The organism is Cylindrospermum stagnale PCC 7417, from assembly GCF_000317535.1.
In the GTDB taxonomy this organism is placed as follows: Bacteria; Cyanobacteriota; Cyanobacteriia; order Cyanobacteriales; family Nostocaceae; genus Cylindrospermum; species Cylindrospermum stagnale.
In genome coordinates, this window is sequence record NC_019757.1 from 3,984,581 (window position 1) to 4,005,667 (window position 21,087).

Annotated in this window: 13 protein-coding genes and 2 pseudogenes; 7 read left to right on the forward strand and 8 right to left on the reverse strand. The window is 41.7% G+C overall.

All coding sequences use genetic code 11. The features are described 5' to 3' along the window. Nucleotides 1-85: 85 nt before the first annotated feature. From CYLST_RS16615 to uvrA, 3 genes are all read right to left on the reverse strand, one after another. The gene (locus CYLST_RS16615; protein ID WP_157162599.1) at nucleotides 86-1,243 is read right to left on the reverse strand and encodes a PIN domain-containing protein; all 1,158 of its coding nucleotides are present in this window, start codon (nucleotides 1,241-1,243) and stop codon (nucleotides 86-88) included. Between the two features lie 235 nt (nucleotides 1,244-1,478). After that, nucleotides 1,479-2,033, reverse strand: coding sequence for a Uma2 family endonuclease (locus CYLST_RS16620; protein WP_015208888.1), 555 nt, complete (start codon nucleotides 2,031-2,033; stop codon nucleotides 1,479-1,481). A 160-nt stretch (nucleotides 2,034-2,193) separates the two neighbouring features. Continuing rightward, nucleotides 2,194-5,142, reverse strand: coding sequence for an excinuclease ABC subunit UvrA (gene uvrA / locus CYLST_RS16625; RefSeq protein WP_015208889.1), 2,949 nt, complete (start codon nucleotides 5,140-5,142; stop codon nucleotides 2,194-2,196). Nucleotides 5,143-5,313: 171 nt separating this feature from the next. On the opposite strand from uvrA, the pseudogene CYLST_RS16630 reads away from it, so the two are divergent. Next, nucleotides 5,314-6,011: pseudogene (locus CYLST_RS16630) on the forward strand (Uma2 family endonuclease). Nucleotides 6,012-6,339: 328 nt separating this feature from the next. On the opposite strand, the gene CYLST_RS16635 reads toward CYLST_RS16630, so the two are convergent. From CYLST_RS16635 to CYLST_RS16655, 4 genes and pseudogenes are all read right to left on the reverse strand, one after another. Next, nucleotides 6,340-8,166 carry an AAA-like domain-containing protein gene (locus tag CYLST_RS16635; protein ID WP_015208890.1) on the reverse strand — a complete coding sequence of 609 codons (1,827 nt, stop codon included), beginning with the start codon at nucleotides 8,164-8,166 and terminating at the stop codon, nucleotides 6,340-6,342. Then, a pseudogene (locus tag CYLST_RS16640) lies at nucleotides 8,166-9,544 on the reverse strand (AAA-like domain-containing protein). Before CYLST_RS16640 ends, CYLST_RS16635 begins: the two are co-directional and overlap by 1 nt. Nucleotides 9,545-9,934: 390 nt before the next feature. Then, nucleotides 9,935-10,984: a serine/threonine protein kinase gene (locus CYLST_RS16645; protein ID WP_015208891.1), complete on the reverse strand. Its 1,050-nt coding sequence runs from the start codon at nucleotides 10,982-10,984 to the stop codon at nucleotides 9,935-9,937. A 501-nt stretch (nucleotides 10,985-11,485) separates the two neighbouring features. Then, on the reverse strand, nucleotides 11,486-12,376 hold the full coding sequence (locus CYLST_RS16655) for an alpha/beta fold hydrolase (protein ID WP_015208892.1): 891 nt from the start codon (nucleotides 12,374-12,376) through the stop codon (nucleotides 11,486-11,488). Nucleotides 12,377-12,742: 366 nt separating this feature from the next. On the opposite strand from CYLST_RS16655, the gene crtA reads away from it, so the two are divergent. The 5 genes from crtA (at nucleotide 12,743) to CYLST_RS16680 (ending at nucleotide 18,691) form a co-directional block, all read left to right on the forward strand. Continuing rightward, nucleotides 12,743-13,597, forward strand: coding sequence for a cyanoexosortase A (gene crtA / locus CYLST_RS16660; RefSeq protein WP_015208893.1), 855 nt, complete (start codon nucleotides 12,743-12,745; stop codon nucleotides 13,595-13,597). A gap of 2 nt (nucleotides 13,598-13,599) precedes the next feature. Beyond that, nucleotides 13,600-14,262: a cyanoexosortase A system-associated protein gene (locus CYLST_RS16665; protein WP_015208894.1), complete on the forward strand. Its 663-nt coding sequence runs from the start codon at nucleotides 13,600-13,602 to the stop codon at nucleotides 14,260-14,262. Between the two features lie 134 nt (nucleotides 14,263-14,396). Continuing rightward, nucleotides 14,397-15,122, forward strand: coding sequence for an HpsJ-like protein, cyanoexosortase A-associated (gene hpsJ-A / locus CYLST_RS16670; protein WP_015208895.1), 726 nt, complete (start codon nucleotides 14,397-14,399; stop codon nucleotides 15,120-15,122). A 404-nt stretch (nucleotides 15,123-15,526) separates the two neighbouring features. Beyond that, nucleotides 15,527-16,303 (forward strand): choice-of-anchor E domain-containing protein, encoded by a 777-nt coding sequence (locus CYLST_RS32335; protein WP_015208896.1) that lies wholly within the window; start codon nucleotides 15,527-15,529, stop codon nucleotides 16,301-16,303. Nucleotides 16,304-17,011: 708 nt separating this feature from the next. Next, nucleotides 17,012-18,691 carry an S-layer homology domain-containing protein gene (locus CYLST_RS16680; RefSeq protein ID WP_015208897.1) on the forward strand — a complete coding sequence of 560 codons (1,680 nt, stop codon included), beginning with the start codon at nucleotides 17,012-17,014 and terminating at the stop codon, nucleotides 18,689-18,691. Nucleotides 18,692-18,737: 46 nt separating this feature from the next. On the opposite strand, the gene CYLST_RS16685 is transcribed toward CYLST_RS16680, so the two are convergent. Beyond that, nucleotides 18,738-19,775 carry a mechanosensitive ion channel family protein gene (locus tag CYLST_RS16685; protein WP_015208898.1) on the reverse strand — a complete coding sequence of 346 codons (1,038 nt, stop codon included), beginning with the start codon at nucleotides 19,773-19,775 and terminating at the stop codon, nucleotides 18,738-18,740. Nucleotides 19,776-20,159: 384 nt separating this feature from the next. Between CYLST_RS16685 and CYLST_RS16690 the strand changes: the two genes are divergently transcribed. Further along, on the forward strand, nucleotides 20,160-21,077 hold the full coding sequence (locus tag CYLST_RS16690; RefSeq protein ID WP_015208899.1) for a histone deacetylase family protein: 918 nt from the start codon (nucleotides 20,160-20,162) through the stop codon (nucleotides 21,075-21,077). Nucleotides 21,078-21,087: the final 10 nt, after the last annotated feature.

Genomic DNA, 21,087 nt, shown 5'->3' on the forward strand with positions numbered 1-21,087 from the left:
AAGAAGAACGTAAATGTGTTATCTATATAATCGCTTTTGTTTTGTGAAAGTGCCGCAGCTTCTATTTGACTATCTAAGTGTGAATTTATACTTCTCGGACATCCTCTAATTTTGCTAACCTATTTTGATATATGTGGTATTCCTTATCCAAGAGAGTTAGTGCTTCTTCGTTATCAAACTCTAATTTTGTGGTGTCAGCACCAGACAATTTTAAATATTCTATTTCTTGCTTATATTTTAGGAGATAACTTCGATCTTCATCAATCTGTCTCAATTTTACGCGTAAAGCTACTCTTTTGACCGATAATTTTAGATCACGCGGCTTTTTTTCTTCAAAAATATGTGTTTGTAATTCTGCATCCTGTATCCTAATTTCTCTAGCTTCCTCAATTACGTCTGGCTGTTCTGAAAGATTTAGAAACTCCTGAGCATAATCTAAAAATCTATCAGATGAGTACATATAGAATTTAACGTCAGCTTCAGTTAGCATTTCTTGTACTAGCTCTGGTCTGGGACTAATGATTTTTCTATCATGTTTTAGCCACCAGTCTTCTTTGTCGTCGTCTGTCACAAAGATTATAGGTTTTCTCTCAGATTTGGCATAATCAATTAATTGTCGCCAAAGCACAACATCACCATATTTATCAGGTGCTTTTTTGTCATTAGCATCCTCATATCCTGGAGGTGTTAAATCTTTAAATCTTTGTTCAGAATCTTTATAAATATCTTTTAATCTATCTTTGCTATTTGGTTGACCAATTTTACCATTTATGATGTCTATTAATTTATCCCACAATTCATCGTTTTTGAGAAAATTTGGATGTGCTTGCTTCGTAGTTTGCAAATCATCTACAACTTTTTTAATTACTCGCTCAATAGATTCTATAACTTGGTTTACATCAATAAAAGGATGTCTTTTGTAATTTTTGAATAACTGCTCTTTCAAGGTTCCTATACTTAGATTCTTATCTAGAATAGTTTGGATTTCTTTGTAAGCTCCTGACTGATAAGATATCACGGTTAAGCGATTCTTATGAATCTCGTAAGCTACCTGATGAGGAATCCAAATTCTTTCCTGAAGCTTTTGTAGAATGTCAAACAATCTTTCTCTTGTTTTAGGAGAGTAACGATATATATGAAGTAAAACATTTGTGTCGAATGAAAAAATACATTCTTTCCAAAGTTCAGCAAACTCTTCCTCTGTGGGTTGATAATAACCAGGGAATAAGTCACGCATATTCATCGAAATATTTTAAGTATAGTTTGTATCTATACAAACATAACACATAACCTGCACTCGTTCCCATGCTCTGCGTGGGAATGCATATCTAGAGGCTCTGCCTCTACAATACAGGAGGTAGAACCTCGAAGACGGCATTCCCAGTCTGGAGACTGGGAACGAGATCGAAGTGATCATCCTGTAAATCTTTAAATCCTCAAAATCCTGATTCAGACATTTTTACGTTAGATAAAAAAATCTACTCAAACACAGGTGGCCACAGTTCAGAAATAGCAACTTCCCAACCAGGAAATAACTCAATAATCGTTAACTTATCATCTCCTGTCAAAACTTCAATATCACCATTGGGACGATATACGCTCACAGTTAACGTATCTGGATTAATTAATATTGCTACCCTTGCACCCAATTCTAAAAATAGCTGAATTTTATCTTGCAATTTAGCAATTCTGTCTGTTTTAGATTTAATTTCGACAACCAAATCAGGTACTAACTGAGCAAAATCTCGCACTGTGCGTTTTAGTCTTTCCGCCGCAACGAAAGAAACATCTGGGGCGCGTAAGTCTGTGTTGGGCATAATAAACCCACCGCTTGAGTCAAATATCCGCCCAAGTTTACGAGGATTAATCCAAAGTTTTAATAAAAAAATCAACTGAGCGCCAATTTCACTAGATTCGATGTCTGATGGCCCCATAACTAGAATATTTCCTTCTTGCAGTTCTATTTGGTAGTCCTGTTGTTCATCTTGGAGCTTTTGTTGTAGTCTTTCTACATCTTGAATAGTTAGGCTCATACAGCTTTTGAGGTATAGTTTTCTCTACTTTAATATTACTGCCTTTCTCTCCGCGACTCTGCGACTCTGCGTGAGACAAAAACAACATTCCCAGCCTGGAGACTGGGAACGAGATGAAAAGATTAAATCCTGAAAATCCTCAAATCCTCAAAATCCTGATTCAGACAGTTGCTGGATATTGCTTTAACACCTGCCTTAAATACTCCCCAGTATAAGACCGAGAACTTTTCGCCACATCTTCCGGTGTGCCGGCAACAATTATTTCTCCGCCTTTATCACCACCTTCTGGTCCCAAATCTATCACCCAGTCAGAACAACGAATCACATCTAAGTTGTGTTCAATAACTAAAATCGAATTACCTTTATCCACCAACCTCTGCAAAACATCCAATAATTTATGGACATCGTAAAAAGATAATCCTGTTGTTGGTTCATCAATTAAATAAAGGGTTTTACCTGTAGCGCGTCGAGATAGTTCTGTTGCTAACTTCACTCGTTGCGCTTCCCCACCAGATAAGGTTGTTGCTGGTTGTCCCAATTGCACGTAACCTAAACCGACATCAAATAATGTTTGTAAGCGAGTGACGGCTTTGGGAATATTTTGAAAGAAATCTAAACTTTCTTCAACTGTCATGTTGAGAACGTCAGAAATTGACTTGTCTTTATATTTCACCTGCAATGTATCGCGGTTATATCTCGCACCTTTGCAAACTTCGCATTGCACGTAAACATCAGGGAGAAAGTTCATTTCAATGACATTTACACCCTGTCCACCGCAAGCTTCACAACGTCCACCTTTAACGTTGAAAGAAAATTGTCCGGGTTTGTAACCTCTGGCTTTGGCTTCTACTGTTTGGGAAAAGACATCGCGAATGACATCGAAAACGCCGGTGTATGTTGCGGGGTTGGAACGTGGTGTTCTTCCAATGGGTGATTGGTCAATGACGATCGCTTTATCAACGGCATTTAATCCCTTGATTTCCCCTAAATGCTTGGGTAACGGCACTTTTTTCAGCAGGTGGTGCTGTAATGCCGGATAGAGTAATTCGTTAATTAGGGTAGATTTGCCAGAACCGGAAACTCCGGTCACAGCAACGAGTTTACCTAAAGGAATTTCGACATCGATGTTTTTTAAGTTGTTGCGATGGGCATCTTTGATGACTAAATTTCGTCCATTGCCTTCGCGGCGTTTTCCTGGGGTGGTAATTACTCGTCTTCCTGATAAGTAGGCACCGGTTAAGGAATCTTCGGCTGCGAGTAATGTCTCTATATCGCCTTGGGCGATAATATTGCCGCCGTGAATTCCTGCACCTGGGCCAATATCAACTATATGATTAGCGGCGCGAATGGTTTCTTCATCGTGTTCGACGACTATTAATGTATTTCCTAAATCGCGCAATCTCGTTAAGGTTTTCAGCAAGCGTCCGTTATCTCGTTGATGTAAACCGATGCTTGGTTCGTCTAAAACGTAGAGAACTCCTGTTAATCCTGAACCGATTTGTGTTGCTAGGCGAATGCGTTGAGCTTCGCCACCGGAAAGGGTCATGGCTGGACGGTCAAGGCTGAGGTAATCTAAGCCGACATCTAATAAAAATTGCAATCTGGCTTTGATTTCTCGCAAAACTAAATCGGCGATTTGTGTTTGGCGATCGCTTAACTGTAACTTCTCTGTTCGCTCCTGACAGTCTCGAATCGACACCCCAGTGAAATCTAAAATCCCATATTGCCCCAACTTCACCGCCAGAGCTTCCGGTTTTAACCGCTTGCCGCCGCAAACTTCGCATGGTTGATCAATTAAATAATCTTCCAACTTTTGCTTAATTAGTTCCGAACCACCTTCATATTGCCTTTGCAGTATGGGAATTACCCCTTTAAAATTCTGGGTTTTCTGCTCCTTCGTGCTTGCTTCTGGTTCTCCATACAAAATAATTTGGATCTGTTCGCCGCTCAATTTGCTCCAGTTCGTCTGTAACTCAAAGCCGTGAGCTTGTCCTAAACTATACAGCAGTTCCAAATAATAGGAATTTTCCTTTTCTGACCAAGGGGCAATTGCCGCATATACCGGCGCTTCTGGGTCAGGGACGATCAAATCCGGCGCAAATCTTTTTAAAGTGCCGATGCCGTGACAGTGGGGACAAGCACCATAAGGTGAATTAAACGAAAACAAGCGCGGTGATAATTCTTCCATTACCGCACCATGTTCTGGACAAGCAAAATTCTCAGAAAATACTAATTCTGGAGGTAATTCTTGTGAGGAAATACCATTATCTTTTGGATCTGTTACTATATACTTACTATCAGACCGCTCTAGCGCTGACTCTGCCAATGTATCAATCAATACCTGAATTATGGCAATTCCGTTAGATTGCTTAAGGCAGGTAGACAGAGAATCAACTAGACGCTCCTGAATGCCAGGCTTTTTCACCAAGCGGTCAATTACCAATTCAATGGTATGTGTATTATTTTTATCTAACTCAATCGAATCTGATAGCTCTCGCACCTCCCCATTGACCCTAACTCTCGTGAAACCTTGGGACGATAAACCGGATAAAAGTTTGCGGTGGGTGCCTTTTTTGCCGCGAACGACGGGGGCGAGGATTTGGAAACGGGTGCGATCGCGCAATTCCATGATCCGATCGCACATTTCATCGATGGTTTGGGGAGCAATACAGCGATCGCAAATCGGGCAATGGGGAACACCGGCGCGACCATACAACAGCCGCAGATAATCATAAATCTCCGTCACCGTCCCCACTGTCGAACGGGGATTATGGGAAGTTGATTTTTGGTCAATGGAAATCGCCGGACTTAAGCCTTCAATCGCTTCCACATCCGGTTTATCCAACTGTCCGAGAAATTGCCGGGCGTAAGCGCTGAGAGATTCCACATAACGCCGCTGTCCTTCGGCGAAAATCGTATCGAATGCCAAGGAAGACTTACCCGAACCAGAAACGCCTGTGAACACAATCAAGCGATCGCGTGGCAGTTCCAAATCAATATTTTTCAGATTATGCTGCCTAGCACCGCGAATCCGAATGGTATTCTGGCTGTTGTGGCTGGGGTGCGGAAGATGTCCGTTTAAGGATGCTGCTAGCGGTTGGTCTGACATATTGACAGGCTGAAAAATGTTGCGCTGTGAAACAGTCCTTAATAATACTATCTTTATCGCTCTTATTGTAGAACAATTGTACTGTTCTAGCGGGTGGCTATTCTAGATTGATACCCACAAGCTAGTAATTTGGTAGCATGGTCAGAGAAAATCCTGCTGAGGTTATAGATTATGGTTTCCCAAATCCAATCACCAACTCAGTCAGAGGTGATTTATCCAGATAGCGACGGACAGCCAGTGGCAAATAATCCGATTCAGTTACGCTCTCTAGTGGAAATTCAACAAAATTTAGATTGGTTATTTGCTCATGACCCGAATGTGTTTGTGGCAGGGGATTTATTTTGGTATCCGGTGGAAGGAAAGAATGGAATTGTTAATGCGCCTGATGTGTTGGTGGTAATTGGCAGACCAAAAGGCGATGGCGCAAAGCGCCCGCTCTCCAGCGATCGCTTATCCTATATGCAATGGAATATGCAGGCATCCCGCCCCAAGTAGTGTTTGAAATTCTTTCTCCCAGCAACAGCAAAATCGAAATGGAGAAAAAGTTACTTTTCTATGACCGCTATGGAGTGGAAGAATATTACATATATGATCCAGAGAAAAATTATTTACAAGGTTGGTTACGGTCTGAAGAGGGTTTAGATGTCATCCCTCAAATGGCAGATTTTATTAGTCCGCGTTTAAAAATTCGCTTTGTTTTGGGTGAAGAAACTTTGCAGCTTTACCACCCTGATGGTACAGCTTTTTTAACTTATGGGGAAATTGCCCAAAGGGCAGAACAAGAACGCCAACGAGCAGAACAAGAACACCAACGGGCTGAGAGATTAGCAGCACAGTTAAGAGCGATGGGAGTGGAACCGGAGGTTTGAAGAACCTAGCCCTAACGACTGGAAGTCGCGGCTATAAAAACAAAGTCCACCGACCTGGACTAATGAAAAATAGAGGATTTTGGATAGGACTTACACAACTAGCAGATTATTTTAAGTTTGTAGTGAGGACTTTAGTCCTCTCTATCTCCTGTCGGAGACGCTACGCGAACAAAATAAGGGCTGAAGCCCTTACTACAAGCAAAAAATTTTATTTTTCGTGACACGCAGCTTTAGTCCTGTGAGAGCGGCTTTGGCAGGCTTTGTTCTGGTAGTTCCGCGATTTTAATCGAAGGCGTGCAAAATGCAAGCCTGGGAATTAATTCCCAGTCTAATAGCTGAAGTCCGTTAAAACGGACTGAAACTCTTTTTCAGTCGTCTTGAGACGGCTTTGGTTATTAGCCTCAGAGTTTATTCTGCGAGGGTTGTTTAATAACACATTTCCCAGCGCAATCATGACAAAGGGGAAACTTGCCAAATGTAGATAATTTTGACTAACTTGCTGACTAGCTTTTGCTAAGTTAACTTTTGCAGCATTCAATTGAACATTAGCCTGTTTCGTCTTGGCTTCTGCTGTCTTTCGTCTTCCTGCGGCATCCTTTGCCTGTTGTGATATCTGCTCGTTTTCTGCCTGAGCCTTTTTCAAATCTGCCTGAGCATTGTCTGTTTCTAACTTAGCTTGTTTTGCTGTGGCGATCGCATCGTTAGATGTCTTTAAACTTATTTGGGTAACTATAAATGATGCCACAGCCCCCACTAAAGCGAAACCCAACACCACAGAACCAATCCGAATTTGTCGTTTAGCTTTGCGGTTCGCTTCTACCAAAACTAATTTTGCTTGTTCTTCCACCTCCAATCTTTTTTTAACATCTCGCGTTTCCAATTCCTGACTAGCAGCTAAAAACTGATAATCCAAATCACCCAAACTTTTACCTACCGACCATTCTTGAGCATCCTGCAAAGTCTTTCCCCGCAACAAGCGCGACTCATCCAAGCGTTCCGACTCAACCCAAGCACTCAACACATCAGAGTAAGGACGCAACTTTGCTAAAATCTTGTCGCACCATTCCCGATTAAACACCTCTGCATAAATCTGGTTATATATTTGCAACTTGCTATCCCGCTTCACCACCAACCCAGTTAACCGTAGTTCTGCTTGTTCTGGACTGTCATCAGCAACTATTCCCCCCTGCCGCAAAATTTGCTGACACAACCCCAATAATCGCCCAGTCCGCTGTTCTCCACTTTGCCAAATTCTGTCTCGAATCGTCTTTAAATGTTCCGGCTCATCCTGCCCTTCCCAATTTTCAATAATTCGCCTTCTCACCAATTCTCTTACTCCCCTCTCCGCTAGATTGCTGGAGAGGTCATTCTTTAATTCTTGCACCACCAACTTACAAACCTTTTGCGTTAAAAAAGGCTGTCCCCCAGTCCAATTTAATATCGCCTGCATCAACTCTTGAGAATTACCAACTCCTACTAAACCCGCTGCTAATGGTTGGACCTCCTGAAGTTGAAAGCCAGTTACATCAATCGCTTTACCAATATTAAAAGGTGTCCGCCGTCTGTCTTGAATTAAATCTGAAGGTGTAGAAACCCCAAGCAAAGCAAAGGTTAAGCGATTATATTCGGGTTGGTCTGCTCGTCGGTTATAGCAATCTCGAATCACAGCAAAAAAATCATCAAGCTCAAATTGCAAACTCAAAATACTGTCAATTTCATCGATAAAAATAACGATTTTTTCAGTAATTTGTTTTAACAAAACAGTTTTGATAAACTTGCTAAACCGCTGCACCGGCGACAGCAAGCCGTTATCATTCCACCAAATATCTAAATCAAAATTAGTATAAAGATTAAAACTCCCCACCAAACTATCAATAACTCCGGCATACCATTGTTCAGGAGTGATGTCTGCGGTACCAATGGCGGTAATGTCAATGACTGCACAAGCAAACCCCTCTGTCTGCAACCGCTGCATCACCTGCACCCGCAAGCTAGATTTTCCCATTTGTCGGGAGTTGAGGACATAACAAAAATCTCCCGCCTTCAAGCTTTGATAAAGGTTAGAGTCAGCTTGCCTGATAACATAGGTTTGAGCATCAACAGGTAAACTACCCCCAACCTGATATTCATAGCCAGGGCGGGTTTCTAAGTTCATTATCTCACTCCCAGGCGATCGCTAAAATATTGCTGATATAATTCGCACAAAGGCTTGACTTTATTACCTTGCAGCTTCACCAACCCCATACTGTGGAGTTTAAACGCCTCGGAATTTCCCACATCTACAGGCTCCTTGGCTGCCACAACTCGTTTAAATGCTGGCAATAATTCGCCATCCTGTTGCAAATTCAGCAAATGGCGGCGCAAATGGTCACTGTAAGGCCCTTCCTCAGTTGGCGCGATTTGTTGGAGTTTTGGCAGTGTCATTCTCCCACGGGCAATTTGATAAAGCGCCACCCGGATTAAATAAGGATGCCCATCAACCAAAGTCATCAATTCGGCAATTTGTGAATCTGTCCAATTCAGTTGATGACGCTGAACTAAATCTTTTACCTGTGCCTGATTTAAATCTGGTAACTCTATCGGTAAACCCACATTAAACGGCGATTGATTAATATTCAGAGGGATATAAACTTCTTTGGAATGGACAATTACCAAACGGAGATTTTTCCAAATTGGGTCATTTTTTGACCGCTCATGCCAAGCCCGCAACAACCCAAAGAAATCAGCCGCAATTGTCGGATATTTAAAGACTTCATCCACTTCATCCAAACCCAAAACGATGGGGCGATTAATCTCGGCTAACAAATACCGTTGAAAGTAATTTGTGCATTTATTCTTACTACCTAAAACCCCTTGCCAATAATTTTCTAATTTATCTGGTAGATTGACTTCATAAGTAATGCTGGCACAAAACCACTGCAAAAACTGATCCAAATTACTGAGAAATTCGGCATCTGCTGACTGAAAATTTAAAGATGCAGTCAGATAGCCTTGTTGGTTAGCATAGTAGAGAATCCTTGACATCAGGGAAGTTTTGCCCATCTGCCGGGGAGCTTTGACGCGAATTAATGCCCCTGGTTTGAGGATGGTCTGATAACAATCTACCTCAATTGGCGATCGCGATCGTCAATTGCCCGATTCATCCCCACCACACAATCAATGTGTTGATAAATCGCCTCAGCTTGTACATCGCTGTAACAGGCATTCAACAAAACACACTCAATATTATCCTGAAATAACTTAAATAACCTTGCTAGTGACTCTGTACTCACCAGCTGCATTTCCCCCAGGATATTCTCCAACGCCAACCCTTCAACTCCCGCCCCATGTCCGCAAAAATGGACAATTTGAGGCTCATAATCCAAAAGGGCACGGCGCAAATCATCAGTACGCACTGCTAATTTAGCGATGATTTCAAACTTATCTCGGTTTTTAGCCCGTTCCAACCCCGCCTGAATTTCCCGCACCTCCTCATTTAAACGCAGTTGGCTTGTATTTATGGGATTAGCCGACAAAATCAGGATTTTTTTCACAGCGCTATCAAGTGTTGCTTACAGGCTTCTTACTTAGCCATACTTTATCACAACACAAAACCGAATAATTACTGTCAGTAGAAGGGGTGTAAGAGAATGTTTGTAAAATATCAAATTGTATCGAGATGCTGTAAAGAGAGAAGAAATATTCTCATACTCCCCATTCCCTATCAGGGAAGGGGGTTGGGGGGTTAGGTTCCGAGACTTTAGACTTTTAAAAGTCTTGAGCTAATTATATTCGCTAATACAAAATCAAGAATTTCTTAACCCACGTTCGCGTAGCGTTCCGCAGGAAAGGTGGGTTTTGTCTGTGTAGCCGCGAATTCTCTGAGCCAAAAGACTAATCCAGGTGGTGTCTGTGTAGCCGCGAATTCTCTGAGCCAAGATACTCTAATATCCAGTTTCCTTTAAGCAATTTTCCCTTAATTCAAAATCAAGACATTCTTTATTTTCTAGCAATCGCTTACCTGCATCACCAGGCTGGGAAATCAACAAAATTGCTGACACCACAGCCAGTAGACCAATAGTAGTTAATCCCAGTAAAGTTAGGCGTTTTCTCCCTTGGATAGCAGCAATAAAATTATCTTTCCCAGTGGCAGAATCAATCACCTGAATGGGCTTCAGCGCTGTCAAAGCAACAGATGCATTTCTATAGCGATGTTTCCGGTTGCATGCCACCATTTTTCTCAACCATGAAGCAAAACTCGGACTAATTTGAGGAACTAATTTCTGTAAATTAAAGCGATAGTTATCATCAATTAACTTACCGATGTCCACAGCACGGGTGTTAGTGAGTAAGCAAATCAATGTTGCCCCTAAACTATACAGATCTGACGCCTCAGTCAGAGCATAACCAAACTGTTCTTCTGGTGGCATGAAACCAGGCGTACCAGTTACAAAGCTGCTGAGAACCATTTTTGCACCCCTGAGCCGCGCCAAACCAAAATCAACTAGGTAGGCATTCAATTGCTCATCTACCAAAATATTCTCTGGTTTAATATCCCGATGAATAATTGACGGAACTTGCGTTTGTAGATAAACCAAAATTTCTAAAATTGACAGCGCAATTTGCTTAATTTCTTCCGGATGAAAGCTGCGTTTTAACCCTAAAGACGGGGCATTTTTATATTCCTGCACTAAATAAAAATCCCCTAAATTTTCAAAAGAATCTACATAGCGGGGGATGCGGGGATGATTTAATTGTTGCATTATTTCAATTTCCTGATCATAAGCTTTCATGCCTGACCAATCAGTAGCTATACTAGCTAAACAGAACTCTTTAATCACCACTTTTTGATTCGAGTTAAGAACATCAGCCAAGTAAGTAATACGTCCTTCGTCTCGGTTGCGTCCTAGTGCGCGAATAACTTGATAACCTAGTTTGGAAAAATCTGGATAGTGACTGAAGGGGCTTGAATCAGTAAACAAAAACTTACTCATTTCTAGCTAAACTTGCTCAAAAGCTGAGAAATACATCTGGGAAATACATCAAGAGATGTTTTTTAAGGAAATGGCCAACGGTTTTTACCGTCGCCAAAAGAAAATTCATCTCCCAGCATTTGACTGGTGTAGACACAGCTACAGAGTCAGTGGAAGTGAGTCGACTCCACACCCTGAAAAAGTCTTTTGAAAACATTTTCGCTTCCAAAAAAGAATTCATCTCTCTAAGCTTACCGAGAGATAACTCCTTCTCCATACTCCCAACGGAGTAAGAATTGAACATTAAATCTGCGTGAGTAGATCTGAGTAAATTTCCCAGAGCGAAATTACCCTTGCATTATGTATTCTGCACATCAAACTCCATTGAGAAATCACAAAACATTGATTTTGTCAAGGTCTAATTTAGAGTAAAAGTCAGAGATACTCACCCAGATTTTAACCACGCCAAGGCGCATAAGCACAAAATTCTTCCTGATATCTTTGCGTCTTGGCGCGAAATTATCACCTTTGTGCTAACCAATCGATAATCTGGGCATTAACAACACCTGGAACTTCATCATGGGGACAATGACCAGCCTGAGGAATGGGCACAATTTTGATGTCTTTGCCATTTTCTTGCGCCTCATAGTAAATCTTAGCTCCTGAGATCGGCGTCCAAGGATCATCAGCACCCCAAATTACTAATAAAGGACGTTCTACTTTTGGCAATAGTTCCTCTGGACTTGGGCCGGGAGGTGCGGTGAGAATAGAAGCGAAAACCTGCTGTGCGCCTGGATCGCAAGAGGGTGTATACAATAAATCAACTAGTTCATCGGTCACAGCTTGGCGATCGCAGTAAACTTGGTAAAGGGTGCGGCGAATTTGGGCTTTTTGGCGGATGCGGTTGTAGACAAATTTGCCTGTAATCGGATGACCAACCAACTTGTTAAAAGCTGCCATCACAATCCTAAGTGGAGGGTTTAATTCATCAGGACGATGACTCAAACCACCCGCAGAGTTAATCAACACACCACCAGCAGCAATTTCCGGATGTTCTGCCAGTACGATCAAACTTAAAAGTGCGCCGATAGAGTTGCCGATAAATATAGCTGGTTCTTTAATCTGTGCTGTGCAGAAATCTTTCAGCAGTTCTACCCACACCTCCACCCTATAATTAATTGGTGCTTTGTCAGAACCACCAAAACCCAAAAGATCCAACGCAAAAACTTGGTAGCCAGCATTTGCTAACACCGGGATATTTTTCCGCCAGTGTCCAATAGAAGCACCAAAGCCGTGAACCAGCACCAAGGGACGTCCTGTACCCATGACAGTGTACTGAATTTTATGCCCCTGCCAAGTCCACAAGAATTTTTCCAAGGTGACTGAAGGCGGCTGCTGGGTAGTTAAATTCATTATTAAGATTCCTAAAGTATTATTTTTATATAGTAAACTTCTCCGTCCAAAGGGTAAATTATTGAATTCGTCTCTTTCTTGTCTCCTCCAAATCCCCAACACTGGGGTTTCTTACCCCGACTCTGACAGCGATACCAAGGCAGGGTATTGAAAAAGACATTAAAATCTGATATCATTACCACTTAGACGCAAAACAATTCTTTAACTTCCTACCTAGCTTTACCTGAATTATCAATAATTTGAGTTAACCTTCATGAAGTAGAGATAAACAAACTGAGTCATTTAGATTAAGTCGGCAATAGCCAACCTAGGAAAGTTCTTTAATTATCAAAACTGTGACTGATAACTACCGTTAATTTAATAAAGATGCTAACCGATACTAGGACAGTGAACTTACTAAAAAATGTGCAGTTATGGTTATTAGGAATAGGAGCGAGTTTAATAGCTATTCACCTAAATATAACCTGGAGAGATAGCACTTCTGAGGTATTTTTAATAAATCTTCTGTTTTTGGCATTTGTCTGTTTTTTAGTCAAGGAAAAACGCTACACCTTAAACTTAGAAAGTGGAATTTTTCCTAGTATTTTAGGTCTGTTACTCATTGCCACAGTGTTTTTAACCAGTACATCGCCGCAAAGTTTTGCTGGCTTATTCTTCATCTCCCCTTTAATTTCTGGTTTTGGACTGGCCTTACTCGCTTCTGGCTTTAAGGGTTTAACGCAATACAAAATAGAATTTTTGGCATTACTTTTTCTCAGTGCACACAAATTAGTATCGATAGTTTTTAAAGATATCTCGCTACTCACTGCTAAATTTTCTACAGCAATTCTTTGGTACACAGGCTTTAAAGTGACTCGGTCTGGAATCACAATTACACTCCCAACGGGGAGTATAAAAGTAATTGCTGACTGTGCTGGAATGGCTCTGATCCTCAACTTGCTGGGATTAGCCGTACTTTTTATCTTAATATTTAACCTAAAATGGCAGCAAAAAATCCTTATACCAACAGTAGCTGCAATCTTAGGATTTATGATCAACGGTGTACGGGTAGCCCTCATGGCTGTTCTAGTAGCACAAGGTGACAAGCAAGCATTTGACTACTGGCATTTTGGAGATGGCTCCCTAATATTTTCCATAATTGCATCTTTATTTTTCGGTAGTTTCTGCTGGTTTTTACTCTCTATAAATCAACCAAAAAATCTAAATGCTACGGAGTTATAAAGGTGACTTCCTGGAAACAAGTCCGCATTCAGCTTTTAGCTTTAACGTTTGTCACAGGACTGTTATTCGTGGGAAAAGTAATTCTACAGCCGAACCAAGGTAACCCGAAAATTCAAGCCTTTGTTTTTCCAGAAGAAGTCCCTCTACCACAATGGCAACCTAGCTTAACTAACCCCCTGAAAACACCAACCGGGGAGTATCCAGAACTATTGGCCCAAAAGCATTATCGATACATTGACAACAACTTACCCTTAGATATCGAAATGCGCTATTTGCATAATTTATCTAATGCAGATATTAGTTCACTCATCCAGCGCTACACTTCGATCAGATCTTCTGGTATTATGCGTCAGCAAGAGGGGCTAGGCTACTACGGTCTAGGGGTAAACCAGCAGCAAGCCTACCTCAGCGCCTGTATCAACCCACGCGGCGGTACTACCTTTACACATGAACAGTTTAGAAACAATCGGTACTTCAAAGACGTCCGCCTTGAGCGGATACTGCCTGTATTACAAGGTCAAGAGGCATTGATAGACAAGCGCTGTCTCTGGGTATATATGTCAATTCCTTTACGAGATTCTACACCTGAGGCTGCCTACCAAATCTTGGAGAAAATTTGGGTTCCTTGGTATCAGTGGTGGCAACCCCGATTTCCAAAACCCTAATTTTAATATGACTTAGACATCAAGTAACAAATGTAGAATTCAGGAATTGTCCCTCCGGTAAATCAAGGGTTTTACGTCCGTAAGCGTCAGACCTATTTTAAGTCGAAACAAATCATTAAACTAACCTTAAATTTATGCCTGAACTAGACATTTATAGATTGCTTGAAGTAGAGACTATAAAATTGGGTAAATCAATAGAGTCTCTCATCGGGTCGATTAATATTTGGCGTTTGGTTGGTTACGGTCTTTTGCTATTAGTCTTTTTTGACATAGTTGAGATTTTCTATCCGCTAAATCTGATGAATCCAGCTTGGGAATTTCAAACAATGGGGTCGCTAGTAGAACGGGTAGCGGTACCGTTATTGTCGCTATTGTTAGTATTTTCTGGAAAGCTGGAAAAACGAGCCAAATGGGAACGCCCCCTCTTAGCATTGTTATCCTGGTTAACTTTGTTGGTTGGATTATTGTATATATTACTTATTCCTTTGGGAGTTACTAGCACCATTCGGCTATATAGAGCCAACCTTGAGCAATTCAATCAGGAATATACCCAACAAGTTTCTCAAGCAAACCAGGTTGAAAAGCAACTGAACGAAACTACACCCACACAATTAGAGAATCTTATTAAGCGTCAAGGTCGCTCATTAGATGGGAGAGATCCTCAAGAATTAAAAACCCAACTTCTCGCACAACTTGGTCAAGCTAAAAAACAAATAAAGACCCAAGGGGAAGCAAAGAAATCTTCTGGAAATCTGAGGTTGCTCAAGAGTTCTGTGAAATGGAATTTAGGCGCTTTAGTTTCTGCGGTCTTATTTATTAGTATTTGGAAAGGAACTCGCTGGGCAAGATCACGTAGTTGATACTTAGGAGACAGTCAACTTAAAAAACCATGAATGTCACACTTAGACTCGCTACAGCGTAGACTAATTGTGACATTTTTGTTAGTGGCAAGGACTTACGTACCGTACAAATTTACTTTTTTTCAGGCTGTTTAAATGGTTTTTTGATACATCTCATTAAGCATCCTACCCGTAGGGTGCGTTCCCTAACGCACTTTTCTAGGACGGTAAACCCATACCCCATATCTGCTATTTCCTCTCAGTTAAGTCCTAGTTAGCCAAAAACTATTTCCATGCACAAATAGGTGATTAGATTATGTATTTTTCGAGAATAATTTGGGGTATTTGTTTAAAGTTTTATTAATAGCGTTGCATCACCCCCCTAAACAGGGTAAAATTTTGCACGATAAGTATCCGCAATTATCATGATATCAACAAAACCACTTCATCAAACTTTGAAGATAGCTGGACTAGCTGCTTCGGTTTCTCTAGCCTCTCTAGTTATATCCCCTACAGCTAATGCAGTTAGTTTCAAGACTAACACCGCGTCGTTCAGCGGACTGAGAACCGAACTCACTGACAACCCAGCAGCGGTATTAACAGTCGATAAGTACACTCCGCTAGCAGGAGAAACGGTAACTCAGGTAATCATTAGACTTTCTACTAACCTCAGTACTTCTGGGACTGTCAAGAACAATAATTCTTCGGCAAGTACCTTTAGGGTGACTGCGGCGGCGACCCAATTTGACTTTAATCCAGTTGCCGGTGCTCCTTCACCACTAATTGCATACGTAGATAATAACGGTCCATTAATTCCTATCAGTGGGACGTTCGGTACACAACAGATATATAATAATGTAGCTCCTGGTGCAACAAGAACCTTCCCAACCCAAATCGGCAATGGCTCAACCTCTATCACATTTGACTCTAGCAATACAAATCTTAGTGAATTTTTAGGATCAGGTAGCTTCAGTTTGGAGCCTACGACCTTAATGGGTTTTTCCCTCGGTGGCGGTGGTAATAATGTTGATGTCCAACTTCAAACAGTTGCGGCATCAACGCTGGAAGTAGAATATGTCGGCACATTTACTCCACCCCCAGCAGATGTCCCAGAACCTTCCAGCATTCTCGGCATCCTAGCACTGACTGGCTCTGGCGCCGCGATGATGAGAAAGTTCAAGAGTCTCGTAAAACTAGCTTGAACACCTTAGCTTATTTGGGTAACAGGTGAAAAAGCTAGTGAATTAAGAGCCTATCCGCAAAATCTCCAGAGCTAACGAGAAAAAATTAGACGGGTAGCTAGCTGTACAAATCCTAAGTGATTCTCTGCAAGCTTTTCAGCAGCTAATCAGCAAATGTTGTGTTCCCACTTTCTTTGCCCCCAATACTCGGTGTTCAACGATAATGGCATGTCAAAAGTGCCGCTAACTTTTAATCTCATTTGATACTGGCTCTACTCAGAACCACTGCTAATGGAATGCTATGTGCATCTGTGAGCAGTTTTTGCTTTTGGAGGGCAGTTCTCCAGCGCAAAAGTAGCTAACCACCACTGAGCTTGGTGTGACTTAAGCATATATGCAAATATTTATTACAACCTGCTATGAAGAAAATACTTTATTTTGTAAACGAAATTTTACAAAAATAGCTACGTCATTTGGCATTCCCTTCGTCGTAAAAATTTACTATTTCTGAGGATGTGGAGTCTCAGACAAGTGCAAAATTTCCTTTTATATCGGTTGATAGAGATGATTTTATCGTTGAGGCAATATGCCTGAGATGTTGGGTTAGTTAGGCATTAGCAAAATTATCGAGATGTAGTTTTCACGTAGACCAAGAGATTAATTTAAGGCGGGGGAACATTGTCGCCCATTTAACCATCAAGTATCTTGGTACGGTGTGAGAGCAAATATATGAATTCAAGTTATCTAGCTCATGTGAGCAAAATCGTGGTTGCAGCTGCTTCTGTAGTCATGTTTTCGCCGATCGCTTCAACCTATGCAGCAACAGGTGTATCTACCACCAGTGAATTCACACTCAGCAATTCGACTGGGCAACAACTTTTAGCTGATAAGAAAGACGACGACAATGATGATAAGAAAGGCCGCAGCCGAGGCTACAAGGGGAAAAGTTCAGGTTTTAGCCTAGGTATTTGGCAACCTGCCGGGACTTTTACAGATGTGATTGCCCGTGTTTCTCTCAAGGGTAAACATGGCAAGAAGTATCATAAAGAAAGGTTTTTGGGTGATTACAAGTACAAAGTCAAGCAAAAAATCAAATTTGTTAAGGGATTTAAAGCAGGCGATCGCGTTGTTGTCAGACTGTACGATACTCAAAACCGCTTTATTGGCTATAGCGAATTTGAATGTTTGGCGGCCAACTCTACAGTTAACCTGATTTTGTCTGCCAATCCTACAGAATATCGAGTCGTTCGCACCGTTTATGGTGTTGATGCTGACGAAGACGGCATGGTTGATAGCGGCAGTACCACCTACGACTACTTCAGCCAAGTTAGCAACCAAAGCGTTAGTTTCCTCAGCAGTTCCCAAACCGTCAAGGTGAGTCAGTTCCAAGCTGAAGGTTATTCAACAGTTGCGACAACCAGCGTTTATCCTGCCTCTTACACCAAGGGTGAGTACAGTTTAGTGCGTCAGTCAATTAACGCCTTTAGTTCTAACTTGGCTGAGGCTTTAAGGGTTACTCCTGGTAGTTTGGTGCAGCTGACTGAAGTTAGCGATAACTCCAGCTATGAACTTAGCCAGTTGTTAAGCTATTATCGCCAGGTGGGTGTAGCTAAAGGCGTCCAGGTGGCGTTTTCTGATGTCTCTCAAGACTACTGGGCTAAAGATTTTATTGGTGAATTGGCAGCGATGGAAGTTATTGAGGGTTTCCCCGATGGCAGTTTCCGTCCTGATGCGCCGGTGACTCGTGCTCAATTTGCTGCACTGCTGCGGAAAGCCTATAGCAAAACTAAGGTTCGCCAAGCGATCGCATTTCGGGATGTCTCTAGCCGAAATTGGGCTTACAATGCCATCCGCGAAACTTATGAAATGGGCTTTTTAAACACCGTTGCCAGTAGGGAATTCAACCCTAGCCAAAGCCTGACTCGTTTAGAGGTTTTGGTAGCATTAGCACGGGGACTAAATTTTCAATCTAGCGGTTCGACTACGAATATTTTGTCTGTTTACAGCGATGCTACTTCCATTAGTAGCGAATACCGCAGTTTGATTGCTGCCTTGACTGAACGTGGCGTTATTGTCAACTATCCCGATGTGAAGTTGCTGAATGCTGAACAGGTAGCAACAAGAGCAGAAGTCTGCGCTTTACTATACAAATCACTAGTTAGCACAGGGAGTGCAACGGATATATCCTCGCAATACGCTGTGGCAGAAACACAGTCACAAGCTGAAGTTGAGCAGCGGACTGAAACTCAACCGATGGAAATGGGAGGGGAACGGGAACGCGTCAAACCTGAGCGTCGCAATTGCAACCAAGGAATTGGCAATGGTGCGGAAGGATGTGATCCTGGTAATTCCAGTCCTCGTGGTGGCAGTAACGACGAAGGCGGCCGGACTCCTGGTGGCAAAAAATAATTTCTTTTTGTGTTGAGTTGTAGAGCAGACAACTAAATATCAACAATTAATTCAGCTTCGTAGCTGAATTTTTTTGTCCATTTTTTGGGAAATAAACTTCACTGACGGGGAAGGGAATTTGAATTCCTTCTTGCTGATAGCGTTTCAGCAATTTTTTAATCAATAAGTGTTTAGCAATCCGCTGGTCAAAGTATTCATTTACACGCATATAAAGCGTAAAATCTATACTAAAATCATTAAAGGTGTGAAATCGCATATATGGCTCATTTGCTATTAGTTCTAGAGCAATTTCTTGCATCACCTCTTTGGCAACTTCTACAGTTACCCGTTCGACAAGTTCTAAGTCACTGTCATAACTCACACCTACATTGATGGTTAAACTTATTTCTTTAGCGGGTAAATGATAATTGGTGAAAGTTGACGTTGCAAACTTAGAGTTAGGGACAATAATCACATTATTGGAAATTTCTTTGATGGTTGTATTTCGCCAAGTAATATCAGTCACATATCCCTCATGACCCCCATCTAATTTTACATAATCTCCGGTTCTAACTTGCTTGGAAATAATTAGGTAAAAGCCAGAGAAAAAATTTGCTAGAGTATCTTGCAGTGCTAAACCTACCGCTAAACCACCAATTCCTAAAGTCGTGATGATGGGTGTAATTTCAATGCCTAGGGTTTGCAGTAGGATTAAAGTACCCATAATTAAAACGGTAGCCTTAGCCAAATTAGAAATTAGTGATGTCGAAACTCCTTCAGTGCGACGAATAAACAGAGTTACAAAACCAGCAGTCAGCCTGGCTAAGACTAACGTCACTGAAGACATCAAAATGATGGTGATAAATTTTTGCAGGGCAATGGCAATATCTGGCTTGAGGGGAGAACTGAGAATTGCCCAGAAAAAACCTGCAACCACAAACCAAATAAAGGTCATGCGGTGCAGGGATTGAAAGATGATTTCACTCCCAGGAATTTGTTTTCTAACAACAAATAATTTCAGTTTTTTGAAGATAACTTTTTCGCCAACGATTCCAGCCAGTAAGCCAGCCAGAATAAATGCAGTCGGTAGAATCCATTGCGTCATAATCAATTTTAAATTAGGGATTGTCAGTTATGGTATTCATCACCAATCACTTATGCTGGCTAGATTCTACCTTGTTAGGGGTCAAGGTATGATTTGAGATCAAGGAAAGATTAAGGTAAATTTTACTTCTAGCTATGGCGCTGTATCATGTAAAGTGAGAATGTAGTTTTGACCAAGAGATTATATGGATGATAGGGATTTATCAAAGAAATGATTTGCTAGTGAATTGGCGGTAAATATACTCAGACGACTCGTTGCATTGGCAACAAAAAAATATATTAAATTAATTTCCAGTTTCCACAATTCATCAACGAGTTTGATCAGAGCAAACTCAACCTTGGTTGTTGATTTCTAGAAAATCTCTTGGCGTATTTGGCCTTAGAAATGGATTTGCCAATTATTTATCACTCAGACTATATTGCCCCACTACCTCCAGGGCATCGCTTCCCGATGTCCAAGTTTCGACAACTCTATGAATTGCTGTTGGCTGATGGGGTGGCGCATCAAGAACAATTTTATGCCCCTGAACGTCCAACCCAAGATTTGATTGAGTTAGTTCACACGCCAAATTACGTTCAAGCTTATTGTGAGGGAACCCTAGAACCTAAAGCACAGCGGCGTATTGGGTTGCCTTGGAGTCCAGCGCTGGTAAATCGTACCTGTGTAGCGGTTGGTGGTACAATACTGACTGCCAAGCTAGCTCTGAGTCATGGTTTAGCTTGTAATACGGCTGGTGGGACTCATCATGCCTTTCCTGGTTATGGATCTGGTTTTTGTATTTTCAACGATTTAGCGATCGCCTCCCGCGTTTTGCAACAACTCGGAATAGTCCAGAAAATCTTGGTTGTAGACTTAGATGTTCATCAAGGGGACGGTACCGCTTTTATTTTCCAAGATGACAAAAGTGTTTTCACCTTCTCAATGCACTGCGAAGTGAATTTTCCCGGCACCAAGCAAAACAGCGATCTCGATGTTCCCCTCACAGAGGGGATGGAAGATGACGTTTATTTGCAAACTTTAGCGCAATACCTACCAGATTTATTGTCTGATGTCAAGCCAGATTTAGTACTTTATGATGCCGGCGTTGATCCGCATATTGGCGATCGCCTCGGCAAATTAGCCCTCACCGACACAGGCATTTTCCGCCGAGAAATGCAGGTTCTGAGTACCTGTGTGAGTGCAGGTTATCCTGTAGCCTGCGTCATCGGTGGCGGTTATGCTGAAGATATGAAATCCCTCGTCTGGCGTCACTCTTTGCTACATCGCGCCGCCAGTCAGGTTTATCAGCAATATAGACTATAGTCATTAGCGG

Coding starts and splice junctions, on each gene's coding strand:
- CYLST_RS16620 (WP_015208888.1), bottom strand. CDS start 2,033: ATGAGCCTAACTATTCAAGATGTAGAAAGACTACAACAAAAGCTCCAA.
- CYLST_RS16685 (WP_015208898.1), bottom strand. CDS start 19,775: ATGACGCAATGGATTCTACCGACTGCATTTATTCTGGCTGGCTTACTG.
- CYLST_RS16635 (WP_015208890.1), bottom strand. CDS start 8,166: ATGAACTTAGAAACCCGCCCTGGCTATGAATATCAGGTTGGGGGTAGT.
- crtA (WP_015208893.1), top strand. CDS start 12,743: ATGCTAACCGATACTAGGACAGTGAACTTACTAAAAAATGTGCAGTTA.
- CYLST_RS16655 (WP_015208892.1), bottom strand. CDS start 12,376: ATGAATTTAACTACCCAGCAGCCGCCTTCAGTCACCTTGGAAAAATTC.
- CYLST_RS16690 (WP_015208899.1), top strand. CDS start 20,160: ATGGATTTGCCAATTATTTATCACTCAGACTATATTGCCCCACTACCT.
- hpsJ-A (WP_015208895.1), top strand. CDS start 14,397: ATGCCTGAACTAGACATTTATAGATTGCTTGAAGTAGAGACTATAAAA.
- CYLST_RS32335 (WP_015208896.1), top strand. CDS start 15,527: ATGATATCAACAAAACCACTTCATCAAACTTTGAAGATAGCTGGACTA.
- CYLST_RS16645 (WP_015208891.1), bottom strand. CDS start 10,984: ATGAGTAAGTTTTTGTTTACTGATTCAAGCCCCTTCAGTCACTATCCA.
- CYLST_RS16615 (WP_157162599.1), bottom strand. CDS start 1,243: ATGAATATGCGTGACTTATTCCCTGGTTATTATCAACCCACAGAGGAA.
- uvrA (WP_015208889.1), bottom strand. CDS start 5,142: ATGTCAGACCAACCGCTAGCAGCATCCTTAAACGGACATCTTCCGCAC.
- CYLST_RS16680 (WP_015208897.1), top strand. CDS start 17,012: ATGAATTCAAGTTATCTAGCTCATGTGAGCAAAATCGTGGTTGCAGCT.